A 16,220-nucleotide genomic window follows, 5' to 3' on the forward strand; every position below is an offset into this window, starting at 1 on the left:
TATCCCCTTAGCGGGAAAAAACACAAACCAAACCGAATAGTAATAAAGCCGATACACAATGTATCGGCTTTATTAATCACACTATTCTTATAAATATAGAAGCATAAAGAAAAGAGTATTGAAATTTCTATGATTTTGACAGCATATAATTATTAAAATCATTTATGGATTTATCAACCTCTTTTTGATATACAATACATTTACCATTAGGAGTTGGGCTAGAACCTACATATCCAGAATACTTCCAATTAGAATATAATACCTTATACACTTTTTTATTCCGTATTTCTATGTAATAGACTCCATCATCAATGTTAATATTATTATCATAAGCATATTGTTTCAAAGCATTGTAAAAATCTGATTTTAAATTGTTGTTATATTCTATTTTCGAATTACTTGAAATAATCATGTCATTATTTATTTGCGTTGCATCAATTGCTAATAAAGCCGAACTATATAAATGATTAATTTTTGAAGCTTTAAGATTTTCTTTTGAATTTCGTCCTTCATATGATCTAAAATATGAATTATAAATATATACTCCAATAATAATCACCAATATTATAGATAAGATAAAGAAAACTTTTTTTTTTCACATTACCACCTCATTCATGCCAATCATTGCCTATATCATTTGTAATGTAACTGTCGTTTGATTTATCATAACTTATTTTGTTGAGGCTTTCAAGCCATTTTACAAGCTTATCTCTTGAATATGGTATATCATCGCAGTAGATGCTCATGACTTCTTCCACATCTGCACCCTTAGCCATTTTGCGGATATCCTTTGTACTGCTGCCAAAGCCGCTGCTGCCCTGAGTAGCGATAAGATAAAGCTTCTTTCCGCTGAGATCGTTATTTTCGAGGAATGTGGCAACAGGCATAGGAACAGTTCCCCACCACAGCGGATAGATCAGTATCACCGAATTATAGCCGCTTACGTCGATAGGCTCTATTTCGGGACGAGCGTCGCTGTGAAGCTCCTTTCCTGCAACAGTTACAGTACTGCCGTAGCTTGAAGGATACTTTTTGCCCGTTAGAGTTATTGCTTTTGTTTCGCAGTCTGCTGCATTTTTTATCATTTCCGCAAGCAGCTGATCGTTTCCCATGAGCTGACCGTCCGCAAGCAGGAGAGAAGCACCCGAGACAGCGTCCACGTCGTCCTCGAAGTCGGTATTTCCCACTCTTGTGAAGTATACCACTAACGGCTTGTCACTGAGCTGTACCTTTTCGCCGTCTACGGCACTGCTAAGGCTTATATCCACCAATTTGAAGTGGCGGTTGAGATAGGGGACAAGAGCGAGTCCCACTGCTATTGCAGCTATACAGCCCAAAGCTGTGAAAATGCCAGCTTTTTTCTTCTTTTTCGTCCTGATATAGCCGCGCATACCGCCGTGAAATACGGAAAGAGCCAGAACAGCAGTTGCAAGATATTTGTGCAGGTCACTGCTGCCAAGAGCTCTGAACCACGGAAAAATAAGCCTTGAAACGCCCATACTGCTGACAGCGAGAGTAATGCAACCAAGCATCAGCAGCACAGTGGATATATTGAATACTCTGCGTGATACAGGCTTTTTCGAGCCGTTGAACAGAACTGCGTACCATTTGCGCTTTATTATTATATGTATCACAAGACAGACGAAAAAGCCTGTTCCAAGGACTTCATGGACTGTATTTCCCGTAAAAACATACAGCATTTGTGCCAAAAGCAGTCCGTACATAGCTATATCAACGATAATTCCAAGTGTTCTTTTGGCTTTTGCCTTATCCATAGTTATCAACTCCTATACGACATCAAAGCTGTAATCCCCGTGCAAGGGGATATTTTTTTCATCTATGCTTTCGATACTGCCCCATGAATGATTTTCGAGAGCCTCGATAAGCTCTGCAATATCGCGCTCGGTGCCCTCTGCCTCCATTTCCACAGAGCCGTCGGAGAGGTTTCTCACCCAGCCCGAAATGCCTAATCTGCGGGCTGTATGGCTTGCCTTCCAGCGGAAGCCCACTCCCTGAACATAGCCGTAAAAAATAAGATGCTTTCTGACTTTTTCCATTTATTGATTCTCCTGATCAGTTGATTTTATACTATTATACAGCATAGCTTTTTCCCAGTCAAGCACATAAAATGAACAATAAACGCAGTAAAAAGCCCTGACCCGAAGCAAAAATCACTTCGGGGCAGTAAATCTATATCAATCAAGGCTTATATGCTCAAAGTCAACAGAGTCGTCGTTAACTTCGATCATAAGGTATGCGGCTCCTTCCAGACCCGAAACCGAAACAGAAACTACATTCCCCTTTACGAAATTCTGATGGCAATGACCGACTACTGCAAGATCATATTTCTTTACATATTCGCTTTCGCAGGTCTTGTCGAACACGCCGTCTTTTAGGCTTGAAAGCTGTAAAAAGGGATAGGGCTTATTAATATCCGAAAACAGAAAATGAGAAAAATGCAGCTTATGTCCATGAGCTTCTATTTCATGGAAAAGAGGCATCTGCTTTATGAAATCCATTTGTTCGGCTGTGATACGATCTCTTATCCCGTCATAATAAGCTCTGAGGTGTTCCACATCAGGATCAACGTCAACTCCGTGTTCGGTGTAAAGCTCACAATTACCCTTGAGACATATTATGCCGCTGTTTTTTAACAGTTCGAGACATTCAAATTCTTCGTTTCCGCGCTGAAAAATATCTCCTAAAAACACTGTCAGGTCTGCGTTCTTTTCTCTTATCTGTGCGAGCACTGTCTTTAAAGCTTTAAGGTTTCCGTGAACATCTGAGAATACTGCGATCTTCATAATTATCCTCCCTTTTCTTCATTAGTATGCTTATCATTTGATATAGGATAGGTTACAATTATAACATGAACTCTTTATCGTGTCAACAGCATTTTTTCACTGTATTCGTTGATTAATTTCAAATAATATGTTATACTAAGCTGTAATATTTAATGTGGAGGGAGCGCATATGAAGTATTTCAGGCTTGCAGATGAGGTCATAATGGTGAATGACGATAACGAAGCTTTTTTCTACTGCTTCGGCGAAGAAAAATGGAAAAAGCAGGATGTCATTTGTAACGGTGATGAGATAACAGAAACAGAAGCACACAATGTCCTTGATGAACAGCGCCAAAGCCTGAACGATATGTTAAAGCTTGCAGAGAAAACTGCTGCCGAAAAGCACTCAGGACAGCTTGACAAAGGCGGCAATCCATACTTTAACCACCCTCAGGCAGTTGCAGCACAGCTTGAAAATACCGAATATAAAATAGCAGCATATCTCCATGATGTATGCGAGGATACTCCCACTACCTTTGAAGATCTGCTTGAAATGGGTTTTGCTCCGAGGATAGTAGAGTCCATAAGGCTTCTTACAAAAGCTGAGGATATCTCATATGAGGAATATCTTGAAAAAATAAAGTCCGATGACTGTGCGAGAAATGTGAAAATGGCTGATATAAGACATAATATGGACATATCACGTATCCCATGTCCTTCGGAAAAGGACTTTGCAAGGCTTGAAAAATACAGAAAAGCCCTGAAATATCTGGAAGAATAATAGATTTTACAGTCTGCAAAAATGCGGACTGTTTTTGATTTGAAAAAAAAATTCTGAATTTGTGTTACACTTAAGATGTTTTTTGCAAGTAAGTGTTATGAAAGCACACAACAAGATCGATCAAAAGCTTTTAATAAATATTAATAACTCAAAAGAGGTGGTTATATGACAGATAATGAGTACCGTACTATGTACGAAATATCACCGCAGAAGGCACAGACAGCACTTTTCGACGAGTATCTGAACTATGTTTATGCTATAGTTTACAATAAACTCAGAAGCTGCGGAAACCGCGAGGATATAGAGGAATGTGTGGGAGATACATTTTCTGCGGTATTTATAAGCTATGACAGGGAAGGCAAATTCAACGGTGATCTCAAGGGATTTATAGGAACTGTTGCAAGCAGAAAGGCTGTACAGATGTTCAGAAGGCTTTCGGCAAAAAGCAATTCCACAGTTTATATCGAGGACGAGACTACAGAATTTGCAGACAGCCAGCGTATAGAGGAAAACGCTGAACGCTTGGAGATACGCAGTCTGCTGTTAAAGCTTATCAAAAGTCTCGGCGAACCCGAGTCCACAATGGTGATACAAAAATACTATTACAACATGAATTCCACGGAGATCGCACAGAAGCACAGTATGTCGCCTGCTGTAGTAAGAGTAAAATGCAGCAGAGCACTGAAAAAGCTGAAAGAGCTGCTTTTAAAGGAAGGATATGACCTGAAGGAGGGAAATATATGAAGGATAATAAGGAAATAAGCTTCGATATACTTGAAAACTCCGATATTAACAAGCTTGAAGAAATAGGCGCTGATAGTATGATGATAGATAAGTCTGCAAGAGACCGTATGCTGAAGATAACAAATCAAAAATATAAAGTGGAGAAAGAAATTATGAACAAAGAACAAAGAAATGAAAATATATCAGAAAATGAGGACGCTGTTACAGGCGTTGAAACCTACAGACGCAGAGGAATTTCGAGAATAATATATACTACTCTCTGCTCCGCTGCCGCACTGGCACTTGTCTGCGGAAGCATATATATGTTAAGCAGAAAAAACGGTGTTGTCGATACTCCTCCTGAGCCCCTTGAAAAGGCAAGTACACCCATAGTATCTGATACTACGGTCACTGCGTCAGCAACTAAATCCACAGTTTCGGCTTCAAAGACAGAAAAAACTGAAACTACTGCCGATACTTCTGCTGTTACAACAGATATTACTACTATAGAAACAGAAGCAGTTACAAATAATAATGCTGTTTCCGAAACAGAGATCGACCCGAAATGGATAACCAAATATGACTCGATTGACCCTGCCGAAGCTACACAGGAAAAGCTCGATGCAGCTTTTCAGAGAGCTATGGATAAGTTCATGTTCGGAAAAAACTTCTATGGTTACGGTAAAACAACCAACCCATATGAAGTTGATATATCTTTAGTTCCTGCATGGGACATAAAGGCTGATATGCGAGACATAAACGGTGATAATGTACCCGAACTTTTCATCTCTTATGATATGAGATGCGAAAGCGGACAAAGAACAATAATGTTTATCTATGACGGTAATGATTTCATAGCTCCAACAGTGAAAGGATTCAAAACAGATGACTATGAAATGCTCCTTAACATCGACGCTGCGTGGATGACTTACAATCAGGAGGATAAATGCCTTTATCTTGAGGACAAGTCAGGTTACAACTTTACACGTAAAATAAAATTCGACAGCGATAATTCATTTGCCCTTGTTGAAATGTTCAATTATACGGGATATTATGTAAACGGAGAGCTGATAAAAAAAGGCGATGATTACATCGGTGTTGGAAATCCTGTGTACAAAAGCGGAAAACTTGGTGATCTCCCGGGAGAATGGATGGACGCTGAAACATTATATGCTGATAAGAATATTAAAGCTGAGATGTATGAAGAAAATCCGTATGACTACCCCGGTTTATAAGAAAAAAGGCGCACAATGTGCGCCTTTTTCGTACATATGGGCAGGGCTACGGTGAAAACTCCTGTTATTGATAAAAAGCTCCCCGAATGGCAGTTCAGAACCGCTTCGGGGAGCTTTTATAGTTTAAAATAATGGTATCAATTTATTTTCTTGATTACTTTTCGAGTGTTCCGTGAGAGAGAGACTTCAGGTATGCGTTGATAAAACCGTCGATATCTCCGTCCATAACTGCCTGGATATTACCGTTTTCAAAGCCTGTACGTGTGTCCTTTACAAGAGTGTACGGCATGAATACATAGGAACGTATCTGTGAGCCCCATGCGATCTGGTTCTGAACGCCCTTGATATCCTCGATCTTTTCGAGGTGCTCACGCTCCTTGATCTCAATGAGCTTTGAACGGAGCATCTTCATAGCGTAGTCCTTGTTCTGGTACTGGCTTCGCTGAGTCTGACAGGATACAACGATACCTGTAGGCTTGTGGATAAGACGTACAGCAGAGCTGGTCTTGTTTACCTTCTGACCGCCTGCGCCGCTTGAACGGTAAACTTCCATTTCGATATCCTCAGGACGGATATCAACTTCGATAGAGTCGTCAAGCTCGGGCATAACTTCAAGTGCAGCAAATGAAGTATGTCTGCGTCCCTGTGCGTCGAAAGGAGATACACGGACAAGTCTGTGAACGCCTGACTCCGATTTCATATAGCCGTATGCGTTTTCGCCCTCGATAAGGATAGAAGCTGACTTCATTCCTGCTTCATCACCGTCAAGATAATCCAGCAGTTCAACCTTGAATTCGTGGCGTTCAGCCCAGCGGTTGTACATACGGTAGAGCATTTCTGCCCAGTCCTGAGCCTCTGTACCGCCTGCACCTGCATGGAAGGTAAGGATAGCGTTTGCGTTGTCGTACTCGCCTGTGAGCAGAGTTGCAAGCTTTTCGTCCTCAAGCTTTGTCTTGAAAGATTCGGACTCCTTCTTTATTTCTTCGATATCGCTCTCGTCGTCAGCCTCGATAGAAAGCTCGATAAGAGCGATGATATCTTCAAGATTTTCGTTGAGTTGATTGTAATGCTCGATCTTTCTTTCGAGAGACTTCTGTTCTTTAAGGACCTTCTGAGAATTTTCGAGGTCGTCCCAGAAGCCTTCTTTGGCAGTTTCTTCTCCGAGTTCTGCTACTCTTTTTTTGGCTTTTTCTATATTCAGAACGTCTGCAAGCTCCTTCATTTCATCGCGGTAGCCCGTCATTTCGACTCTGAGTTCATCAAGTATTATCATAGCTGTAATTCCTTTCAAACATAGATACATATATTATAGCACAGATTTGCGCAGACTGCAAGTAGGAAATGAGAAAATTTCGCGTTTTTTTTGTAGGGGACGGTGACTCCCTACAGTGTAGGGAGATGTCAGCAAAGCTGACAGAGGGTCGCGGCTTCTGTTGGAAGTCCTCGATGTCCCGAGCCGTTAGCTGAATTGAGAATGTAGGGGCGGATATTATCCGCCCGCGCCTGACTTTTCTTACGGCTAAGGGCTAAAGGCTAATGGCTAACGGCTAAATTGGTCTTGACAAACGGGATTTTATCGTGTATAATAAAAAAGTATTCAAAGGCGATGATGAAGAGGAGTACGTAAGATACCCGATTTTCAGAGAGCTGCCGTGAGGTGAAAGGCAGTATGAGGGGCTTGTGGAAGTAGCTTCGGAGCTTCGCGTGCCAACGGCTTATGCTCAGTAGTATGCGGCGTGGTCCTCACGTTACAGGGGAAGAGGTTTTGCGACCTCGCAGAGTGCGGGAGAAAACTCCCGAATTCAGGTGGTAACACGGACTTAGTTCGCCCTGAACCTTAACGGTTCAGGGCTTTTTTAATTCGGAATACATAATTCCGGATTCTGCACTCCGAATTCCTGATTTAACTGACTGAAAGGAAGATTTGAATGGCAAAGGAACTTGCAAAGGCTTATAACCCCAAGGACTTTGAGGATCGTATCTATGCGGCATGGAATGACAAGGGCTGCTTCCGTGCAGAGGCTGATCCGAAGAAAACGCCCTATACTATAGTTATCCCACCTCCGAACATCACAGGACAGCTCCACATGGGACACGCCCTTGATGAGACATTACAGGATATCCTTATCCGCTGGAAGAGAATGAGCGGCTACAGCGCACTGTGGCTCCCGGGTACAGACCATGCTGCTATAGCTACAGAGGCTAAGATCGTTGAGGCTATGCGCAAGGAAGGCGTTACTAAGGAAGATCTCGGACGCGAGGGCTTTATGAAACGCGCTTGGGAATGGAAGAAGCAGTACGGCGGACGTATCGTTGAACAGCTCAAAAAGCTGGGTTCTTCCTGTGACTGGTCAAGAGAGCGTTTCACAATGGACGAGGGCTGCTCAAAGGCTGTAAAGGAAGTTTTCATCAAGTACTACGAAAAAGGTCTCATTTACAGAGGCGAGCGTATAATCAACTGGTGCCCAAAGTGCCGCACTTCGCTTTCCGATGCTGAGGTAACTTATGAGGATCAGGCAGGTCATTTCTGGCATCTCCGCTACAAGATCAAAGACAGCGACGGATATTTAGAGCTTGCTACAACACGTCCCGAAACTCTCCTCGGTGATACAGCTGTTGCTGTAAATCCAAAGGACGAGCGTTACACTGACCTTGTAGGCAAGACAGTTATACTTCCTCTTGTTCACCGCGAGATACCTATTGTTGCCGATGACTATGTTGAAATGGACTTCGGTACAGGTGTAGTTAAGATAACTCCTGCACACGACCCTAACGACTTCGAGGTAGGTCTCCGTCATAATCTTCCTGTTATCAACGTAATGAACGACGATGCAACTATCGTTGACGATTACCCCGAGTATGCAGGTATGGACAGATATGAGGCAAGAAAGAAGATAGTAGAGGACCTTGAAAAGGAAGGCGCACTCGTTAAGATAGAGGAATACAGCCATAACGTAGGTACCTGCTACCGCTGCGGAACTACAGTTGAGCCAAAGGTTTCAACACAGTGGTTCGTAAAGATGAAGCCTCTTGCAGAGCCTGCTATAGCAGCTGTAAAGAACGGCGATACAAAGTTCGTTCCAGAGCGTTTTGACAAGATATATTTCCACTGGCTGGAAAATATCAAGGACTGGTGTATCTCCCGTCAGATATGGTGGGGACATCAGATACCTGCATTCTACTGCGATGCCTGCGGTGAAATGGTTGTAACAAAGGAGAGCAGCGCAGTTTGTCCTAAGTGCGGCAAGCCAATGAGACAGGATCCCGATACTCTCGATACATGGTTCAGCTCTGCACTCTGGCCGTTCTCAACACTTGGCTGGCCTGAGAATACAGAGGACTTAAAGTACTTCTACCCAACAAATACTCTCGTAACAGGCTATGACATCATCTTCTTCTGGGTAATCAGAATGATGTTCAGCGGTCTGGAGAACATGGGCAAGGTACCATTTGATACAGTTCTTATCCACGGTCTTGTACGTGATGCGCAGGGACGCAAGATGTCCAAGTCTCTCGGCAACGGTATCGATCCGCTCGAAGTTATCAACGAGTATGGTGCCGATGCACTCAGATTTATGCTTGCTACAGGTAACTCACCCGGAAACGATATGCGTTATATCGACGATAAGGTAAAGGCAGCACGTAACTTCGCAAACAAGCTCTGGAACGCTTCACGTTTCATTATGATGAACCTCCCCGAGGACTTCGAGTTCAAGGGACTTCCTTCCGAGCTTGAGCTGGAGGACAAGTGGCTCGTTAACAAGTTCAATCAGCTTGCTAAGGAGGTCGGCGAGAACCTTGACAGATACGAGCTTGGTGTTGCTTCACAGAAGATATACGACTTTATCTGGGATGTTTACTGCGACTGGTACATCGAGCTCACAAAGCCAAGAATACAGGCAGGCGGCGAGACAATGGCAAAGGCTCAGGCAGTACTTGTATGGGCAATGCAGGGTATGCTGAAGCTCCTTCACCCATTCATGCCGTTCATCACTGAGGAGATATGGCAGGTACTCACAAATGAGAAGTCCATGATAATCCTCGAAACATACCCGACTTACGATGCTTCTATCGACTTCAGCGCCGAGGAGAAGGCATTTGAGAAGATAATCTCAGCTATCAAGGCTATAAGAAATACACGTACAGAAATGAACGTACCTCCGTCGGTAAAGGCTAAGCTCTTCATCGAGACAGCTGATAAGGAGCTCTTCAAATCCTGTGCAGTATTCTTCGAGAAGCTTGCATCTGCTTCCGCAGTTGAGACAGGTGACAAATTCGATATCCCCGATTCCGCAAACGCTGTTACCGATTCCGCTCGTATATTCATTCCTATGGACGAGCTTGTTGACAAGGAGAAGGAAATAGCACGTCTTGAAAAGGAAAAGGCAAAGGTACAGAAGGATATCGACTTCCTCAGCGGAAAGCTCAATAATCAGGGCTTTATCGCAAAGGCTCCTGCACAGCTCATAGATGCCGAGAAGGCAAAGCTCGCAAAGGCAGAGGAAAAAATGGCAAAGATAGAGCAGTCTATCGCAGCCTTCAAAAAGTAATAAGTAACGCAATAAGCTCCCCGAACGTTTCGGGGAGCTTATTTTTAATGTATAATGAAGGAAGAATATTATGAAAAACTCTTAATCAAAGATTTCTTCATCTTCAGGAGCCTTATGTGTTCTTTCTGACTTTTTGCTCTTTGTTGCAGGCTCTTCGTCCTCGTCCTCAGCTTCATCGTTCTTCTTTGAATTCTTTTCTTCTTTTTCGTCATTATCCTTTTCTTCGGCAGGAGTCTCCTGTACCTGTTCGTCGAGAGTAACGACTATAGTCTTTTCAACGCCGTTTCTGAGAAGTGTGAGCTCGAATTCATCGCCTGCTGAGTGCTTGTTCTTCTTTGCAACGAGTTCGTCTGATGTAGTTACCTTTTCGCCGTCAGCCTTAATGATTATATCGCCGACCTTGATGCCTGCCTTATCAGCGGCACTGCCTTCGTTTACTTCCTTTACGAGTACACCTACAGGAAGATTGTACATATCGGCTGCTGTTTCATCAATACCTCTACAGCTTATACCGAGCTGTGGCTTACCGGTAACATAGCCGAACTTCATTAGATCGTCAATGATAGAAGCAGTTGCATTTGAAGGGATAGCAAATCCGATACCCTCGATAGATGCACCTGATGAAGAGTAAGAAGATGACATTTTTGAAGAGTTGATACCGATTACCTGACCATACTTATTGATAAGAGGACCGCCTGAGTTTCCTGAGTTTATAGCCGCATCAGTCTGGATAAGGTTCATTGCCTTATCATTGATAGTGATATCACGGTCAAGACCTGAGATCATACCGCCTGTAACAGTATTTTTAAGCTCGAAGCCAAGAGGATTACCGATAGCAATTACAGATTCGCCAAGCTGGAGCTCATCGCTGTTGCCGAATTCAGCAGGTGTAAGACCTGTTGCGTCGATCTTGAGAACTGCGAGATCAAGGGCAACATCGTAGCCAATGACCTCTGCATCGTATGTTTCGTCGTCGTCGAGAAGAATTTTTATTCCCTTTGCACAACCTGCGCCGTATTCGCTGTCATAGATAACATGAGCATTTGTAACGATATATCCGTTTTCTGATACAACAACGCCTGTACCTGTTCCCTTGTATTCTCTTGTCTGTGGTTCAGACTGACCGCCGCCGTAGTCAAATCCGTCGAAGCCGCCGAAACCGCCAAATCCGAAATCGAAGAATTCATTAGGGATAGAGGACTGTACCTGTGTTTCCAATTCAAATGAAGACTCGATACCAACTACCGAAGGAAGTACCTTCTTTACGATCTCCTCAGTTGAAAGTGCCTTGCCGTCTGACTCAACAGGCTCGATAATGCTGATATTCTGTGCAGCAAGCTTTGTCTTGGCAGTGTTGCTGCTGTCAGTCTTTTCATCTTTGTCGTTATCCTCAACTACAGAAACTGTTGAAACGCTGTCATCTGAGAAATAGCGGTAAGCCTGTATAGAACCGCCTGAAACGATCGCCATAGCCATTATGAAAGCAGCTGCTTTCAGACCTGTACGCTTTTTCGGAGGCTTGTTGTTATTGCCGCCGTCTGTACTGAAGCCGTTGTAATTGTTTCCGTTCTCCTCTGTACCGTTGTTATTATAATTATAGTTGTATTCACTCATATTATTCACGTTCCTTTTCATTTATTTTTCTGAGGTTCTCCCTCAGCCTGTGATTATATTATATTCAGCCTATGTGAAATAAAAATGCGGTAATTGTATTTTTTTTAAGAAGTTTATGTGTAATTTTTTTCACATTCATCTGTCTTATGTGAAAACAGTGTGACATTTGGTCAGCACTTAGATTAATTCGGAATGCGTAATTAGGAATTCGGAATTAATGGTATCGGCTTCGCCGATAAAATGAAATGATATTCTTCAGATCCATTGCCGCAAGGCGATACGTTAATTACGAATTAAAATTCGTTTTGCGGGCTGTCGAGGACGCCGGCCCTACTGATCCCTTCAAATTTTTAAAACATTGCCCTTGCATTATTTTAATATATATGATATAATAAAAACATTATATATAAGGAAAGGAAAATTATGGACAGTTCAGATATATGGAAGATAGTACTTGTCATAGCGATGATGATTTTTTCAGCGCTGTTTTCCGGCACTGAGACTGCATTTTCGAGTGTAAACAAGCTCAGGCTGAAAAACTACGAGGCGCAGGGCAGCAAAAAAGCAAAAAAAGCCCTGAGACTGGCAAATCGTTTTGATGAAGTACTTACGGCGGTGCTTATCGGCAACAATATTGTCAATATCGCCACTTCATCGGTAAGTACTATCATATTTATAAAAATTTTCGGAAGCAAGGGCGCAGTTATATCAACTATCGTAATAACTGTGCTTGTACTGGTATTCTGCGAGGTACTGCCTAAATCCTACGCAAAGAAGAATGCGGAAAAGCTTGCACTTGCCTTTGCACCGGCGCTTTCGTTCCTTGTAATGCTTTTCAAGCCGTTTGTATTGCTGCTGAATAAGCTATCGTCAATGGTATCAAAGGGTGATGAAGCTCCGAGCGTTACCGAGGACGAGCTGAAGTACATGATCGACGAGATCGAAGAACAGGGCGTTATTGAGGAGCAGGAGAGCGAGCTTGTAAAGAGTGCGCTTGAATTTGATGAGATCAACGTAAACGAGATACTCATTCCCCGTGTAAAGGTAGTGGGAGTTGAACTCGGTGCGACTATTGACGAAATAAAGGAGCTTTTCAGCAGGGAAATGTACTCACGACTCCCTGTTTACGAGAAGAGTCTTGATAACGTTATCGGTATCATCACAAATAAGGCGTTCTTCAAGATGCTTGTGGAGGGCGGAAACGACATAAAGTCTATCATACAGGAAGTACCGCACATAGCCGACTCTAAGCTGATAAGCGAGGCTATGCGTGATATGCAGCGTTCAAAGGTGCATCTTGCAGTAGTTATCGACCAGTACGGCGGAACAAAGGGCATAGTTACCCTTGAGGATATCATCGAGGAACTTGTGGGCGAGATATACGACGAGGACGACGAGATAGAGACCAATATATTGATGATAGCGCCCGATAAGTACGAGGTGGCAGGTGATATGAGCATAAGTGATATGCTGGAAATGCTCGACCTTGACGATGATATGATAACCACGGATTATACATCGGTCGGCGGCTGGGTCACAGATGTCATGGAGCATATCCCCGAAGCAGGCGAAACAGCCGAAAGCGGCATATTCCGCATCACTGTTGCAGAGATGAACGAGCAGACCGTAGAAAAGGTCATAATCGAGGTTCTCCCAACCGATGATGATGAAGATGATGACGAGGACGATGAATAGCATTGTATGGGCGGATAATATCCGCCCATGCGATTATCAGGGGTGAAGCTATGAAAAAGAAAAGCGGAAAGACATTCATACTTTCGGGTTTAATATTACTTTTTGCGGGACTTCTTACCGATATACGGGTGATATTACGGCTGTTGAAAGCAATAACAGCTCCCGAGCTCGATAAAATAGGCATTATAGGCGGTGCGGACGAACCTACCGCACGTTTTCTGATTGAAAGCATTTTTCGGGATATGAATATCATCGAAAAAGCAGGACTTCTTCTGATAATTATTGCACTTGTACTTATTATAATAGGTATCATAAAATGCATTATCAACAAACATAACAAAGAGTAACAACAAAGCCCGAAGCATTGCTTCGGGCTTGTTTTATAGTCGATATTAACAATTAAATGCAGCTTGATTTGTGTATTCCTACAAAGCTGAAAATTATTTTTTTGATAATCAATGGTTTCCCATTGATTTTTGCACTTTTTTTGCCCTATTATAGAAGGCGGAATTTATTCCACAGTACCTTCGTTTCTTCCGATGGTGAGGACGAAGCCCTTATTTATAGGCATAATGCCGTTAGGATCAACAGTTTTAACAGTATTATCGGGCAGCTTTACGCTCCATGTATCGTTTGTAAGATTGCGGAGAGCGTGCTTGCTTGGGTCCTTTTTATTGCGGACTACCTCGCCGATGACCTTGTGGAAATCTCCGTCAGTTTCTCCTGTCATACCCTCATAGAGCTTAGCACCGCCGAATGAAGGCAGTTCAAAACGCTTGAACTTGATACTTTCCGTACAGGTGAGCTGACCGCCGCAATACATACAGCTAACGGAATATTTCGGAGTAATGAATGTTTCCTTGCCGCAGTGAGGGCAGGGAACAGTCTCGCTTCTAAGCTTAACGAAAGCGTCCAGCCATGTCATTTCGATAACACGGTCATAGGGCGGCTGTACCGATTTTTTTCCGAAGGACTCGATAAACAGGTCGCGGATATATTCGGGATAAATCTTCCAGAAACGGAGGGTATTTGTGTTCAGCTGGTTATTTGCGGCATTTCTGTCGTCCTCCGGGTCGAGAACGAAAACAGGATCACTTCCGTAGAATTTCTTTTCAAGCTCGGGAGTCATGCATGGGGGAGTTGAATACTTGCCCTCAAGAGGGTGCTCGATAAAGAGCATACGGAAAAGGATAACTGCAAGTGAGAAACGGTCAGAGCGTTTGTCGGGAGCACCGCCGAGGACTACCTCAGGTGCCATATAACGCTGTTTACCTGCGATACCGAAGTTTACACCGCGCTCGGAAACGTTGTCGTTGTCGCAGATAAGAACATCGCCGTTCTGCGGATCAATGAAGAAGTTGCCGTTATTGAGGTCCTGATAGCTGTAGCCGTCATTATGGAGAGCACGGAAGCCCTCGATGATATTGATCGCGGCATTGCAGCGGGCAGTAATATTTGCGAAGCTTGCCTTCATGCGGCGGGTTTTAGGATCCCAGAGCAGGAAACGTGTAAGCTCCTCATATCCCTTTGGACGAAGTGGCATTATATAGCCGAAGCTTCCGTCTATCCAGTTGGAAAGCTCCTCAGGCCAGAGAAAATTCTTTGTGGGAGCGCCCTTCTTGATGTTTGCCTTGAGGTTTTCGTAGAATTCCTGCGGGTTCTTCATCTTGTCAACAGTGGACTTATGGTACCATTTAAGTGCCATTTGCTTTCCGTTGCACTCGACTCTGTAGACATTTCCCTGTCCGCCTCCGCCGAGAAATTCCAGAATAGTAAACGTAGAATTGTAAATGGTTTTGCCTTTGTAGCCTGTTTTGAGTTCTGCCATGATAATGCTCCTTTCATATCCCTTATAATTGCGGAATTACCGCCGTTTATCACATATTTGAAAATTCCTCGTTCTGAGGAAGCTTTGTGGTTGCAGGTTCTGTCTCCGAGGGCTTTTCCTCGGTTTTGGCTGTATCTTCAGGCTGCTGTGCAGCTGTAGCCGCAGGTGCAGGAGCACCGCCCTTTACAACTGTATTCTGACAGAGCCAGTCGCACCATATCGAATAATACTTAGCAAGGAAATGTACTCCGTCGCTTGAGCTTTCGCTTGGGAGTGCGCCGTATTCGTCATCAAAGATGCAGTTTGCATCAAGGTAGAAGACCTTGCTGTTGTCCGCCATTTCAGAAAGGCGGCTGTTTAGCATATTTATTCGATCATTGTTGATGATATTGTTTTCATATGCAGAAGTAACGTGGAGATTTGCCTGAATGTATATGATAGCATCGGGCTGTACCTCTTTTATACCGTCGATGATCTTTCTGTAAGCTGATACAGTAAGCTCTATATCGTTGCCTACTTCGTTTATGCCGAGCATAACGTATATTTTTGCATACTTCTTTTCATTGAGAAATGCCCATACAGTTTTTCCGTTTTCTGTGGTATTGTCTATCTGATATGCGGAAAGACCCACATTGCAGAAGTAATCTGCATTTTTCAGCGTACCGTAGTCGCGTATGCCAACTGTACGGGAGTCGCCGATAAACAGCGCGTCATCGAAGTATTCGGGACCGCTCGGCACGAAAATGGTCTGTGCAGGGGAGGGAACAGTTCCATTCTGCACTTCCGCAGCAGCTGTTTCACCCTCGGATGTGGGCTGAGTTGCTGCATTTGGATCGGCAGGAGTTGCTGATGTTGCAGGCTGAGTTGTGGCAACAGGCATTTTTATAGTTGTCTTTGACGCTTTGGCGGTACTGTTTTTCCATATCTGCTTATATATGAAGGGCGAAGCCACAAAGCAGGTAAGAAGCAGTATTATCGTATATATACCTTGTCTGAATCTACTCACGATAG

At 43.3% G+C, this 16,220-nt stretch carries 14 protein-coding genes and 1 other annotated feature; of the genes, 6 read left to right on the forward strand and 8 right to left on the reverse strand.

The window, feature by feature from the left end:
* Nucleotides 1-127 precede the first annotated feature (127 nt).
* From BUB28_RS17240 to BUB28_RS06930, 4 genes are all read right to left on the reverse strand, one after another.
* Nucleotides 128-562: a hypothetical protein gene (locus tag BUB28_RS17240; protein ID WP_207647087.1), complete on the reverse strand. Its 435-nt coding sequence runs from the start codon at nt 560-562 to the stop codon at nt 128-130.
* Between the two features lie 46 nt (nt 563-608).
* The gene (locus BUB28_RS06920) at nt 609-1,775 is read right to left on the reverse strand and encodes a flavodoxin (protein ID WP_072950122.1); all 1,167 of its coding nucleotides are present in this window, start codon (nt 1,773-1,775) and stop codon (nt 609-611) included.
* 12 nt (nt 1,776-1,787) lie between these two features.
* Complete coding sequence (locus BUB28_RS06925; protein ID WP_072950124.1) at nt 1,788-2,057, reverse strand: acylphosphatase; 270 nt, start codon at nt 2,055-2,057, stop codon at nt 1,788-1,790.
* Nucleotides 2,058-2,195: 138 nt separating this feature from the next.
* Nucleotides 2,196-2,804 carry a metallophosphoesterase family protein gene (locus BUB28_RS06930; protein WP_072950126.1) on the reverse strand — a complete coding sequence of 203 codons (609 nt, stop codon included), beginning with the start codon at nt 2,802-2,804 and terminating at the stop codon, nt 2,196-2,198.
* 169 nt (nt 2,805-2,973) lie between these two features.
* On the opposite strand from BUB28_RS06930, the gene BUB28_RS06935 reads away from it, so the two are divergent.
* The 3 genes from BUB28_RS06935 (at nt 2,974) to BUB28_RS06945 (ending at nt 5,522) form a co-directional block, all read left to right on the forward strand.
* On the forward strand, nt 2,974-3,564 hold the full coding sequence (locus tag BUB28_RS06935; RefSeq protein WP_242939955.1) for an HD domain-containing protein: 591 nt from the start codon (nt 2,974-2,976) through the stop codon (nt 3,562-3,564).
* Nucleotides 3,565-3,729: 165 nt separating this feature from the next.
* On the forward strand, nt 3,730-4,308 hold the full coding sequence (locus tag BUB28_RS06940; RefSeq protein ID WP_072950127.1) for an RNA polymerase sigma factor: 579 nt from the start codon (nt 3,730-3,732) through the stop codon (nt 4,306-4,308).
* Nucleotides 4,305-5,522 carry a hypothetical protein gene (locus BUB28_RS06945; protein ID WP_072950129.1) on the forward strand — a complete coding sequence of 406 codons (1,218 nt, stop codon included), beginning with the start codon at nt 4,305-4,307 and terminating at the stop codon, nt 5,520-5,522. The genes BUB28_RS06940 and BUB28_RS06945 overlap by 4 nt, the downstream gene beginning before the upstream one ends.
* A 154-nt stretch (nt 5,523-5,676) precedes the next feature.
* On the opposite strand, the gene prfB is transcribed toward BUB28_RS06945, so the two are convergent.
* Entirely contained in the window at nt 5,677-6,795 is a 1,119-nt protein-coding gene (gene prfB, locus BUB28_RS06950; RefSeq protein ID WP_072950131.1) for a peptide chain release factor 2, read from the reverse strand.
* Between the two features lie 324 nt (nt 6,796-7,119).
* Nucleotides 7,120-7,358: a binding site (T-box leader), on the forward strand.
* 92 nt (nt 7,359-7,450) lie between these two features.
* On the opposite strand from prfB, the gene BUB28_RS06955 reads away from it, so the two are divergent.
* A complete protein-coding gene (locus tag BUB28_RS06955) occupies nt 7,451-10,072 on the forward strand; it encodes a valine--tRNA ligase (protein WP_072950132.1) in 2,622 nt (873 codons plus the stop codon).
* A gap of 81 nt (nt 10,073-10,153) precedes the next feature.
* On the opposite strand, the gene BUB28_RS06960 is transcribed toward BUB28_RS06955, so the two are convergent.
* Entirely contained in the window at nt 10,154-11,686 is a 1,533-nt protein-coding gene (locus BUB28_RS06960) for a S1C family serine protease (RefSeq protein ID WP_072950134.1), read from the reverse strand.
* A gap of 423 nt (nt 11,687-12,109) precedes the next feature.
* On the opposite strand from BUB28_RS06960, the gene BUB28_RS06965 reads away from it, so the two are divergent.
* Nucleotides 12,110-13,381, forward strand: a complete 1,272-nt coding sequence (locus BUB28_RS06965) for a hemolysin family protein (protein ID WP_072950135.1) — start codon at nt 12,110-12,112, stop codon at nt 13,379-13,381.
* A gap of 50 nt (nt 13,382-13,431) precedes the next feature.
* Nucleotides 13,432-13,728: a hypothetical protein gene (locus BUB28_RS06970; RefSeq protein ID WP_072950137.1), complete on the forward strand. Its 297-nt coding sequence runs from the start codon at nt 13,432-13,434 to the stop codon at nt 13,726-13,728.
* A gap of 164 nt (nt 13,729-13,892) precedes the next feature.
* On the opposite strand, the gene BUB28_RS06975 is transcribed toward BUB28_RS06970, so the two are convergent.
* Both BUB28_RS06975 and BUB28_RS06980 read right to left on the reverse strand, forming a co-directional pair.
* Complete coding sequence (locus BUB28_RS06975; protein WP_072950139.1) at nt 13,893-15,209, reverse strand: protein kinase domain-containing protein; 1,317 nt, start codon at nt 15,207-15,209, stop codon at nt 13,893-13,895.
* A gap of 49 nt (nt 15,210-15,258) precedes the next feature.
* Complete coding sequence (locus BUB28_RS06980) at nt 15,259-16,215, reverse strand: GDSL-type esterase/lipase family protein (RefSeq protein ID WP_072950140.1); 957 nt, start codon at nt 16,213-16,215, stop codon at nt 15,259-15,261.
* Between the last annotated feature and the right edge of the window lie 5 nt (nt 16,216-16,220).

The organism is Ruminococcus flavefaciens (genome assembly GCF_900143025.1).
Lineage (GTDB): Bacteria > Bacillota > Clostridia > Oscillospirales > Ruminococcaceae > Ruminococcus > Ruminococcus flavefaciens_I.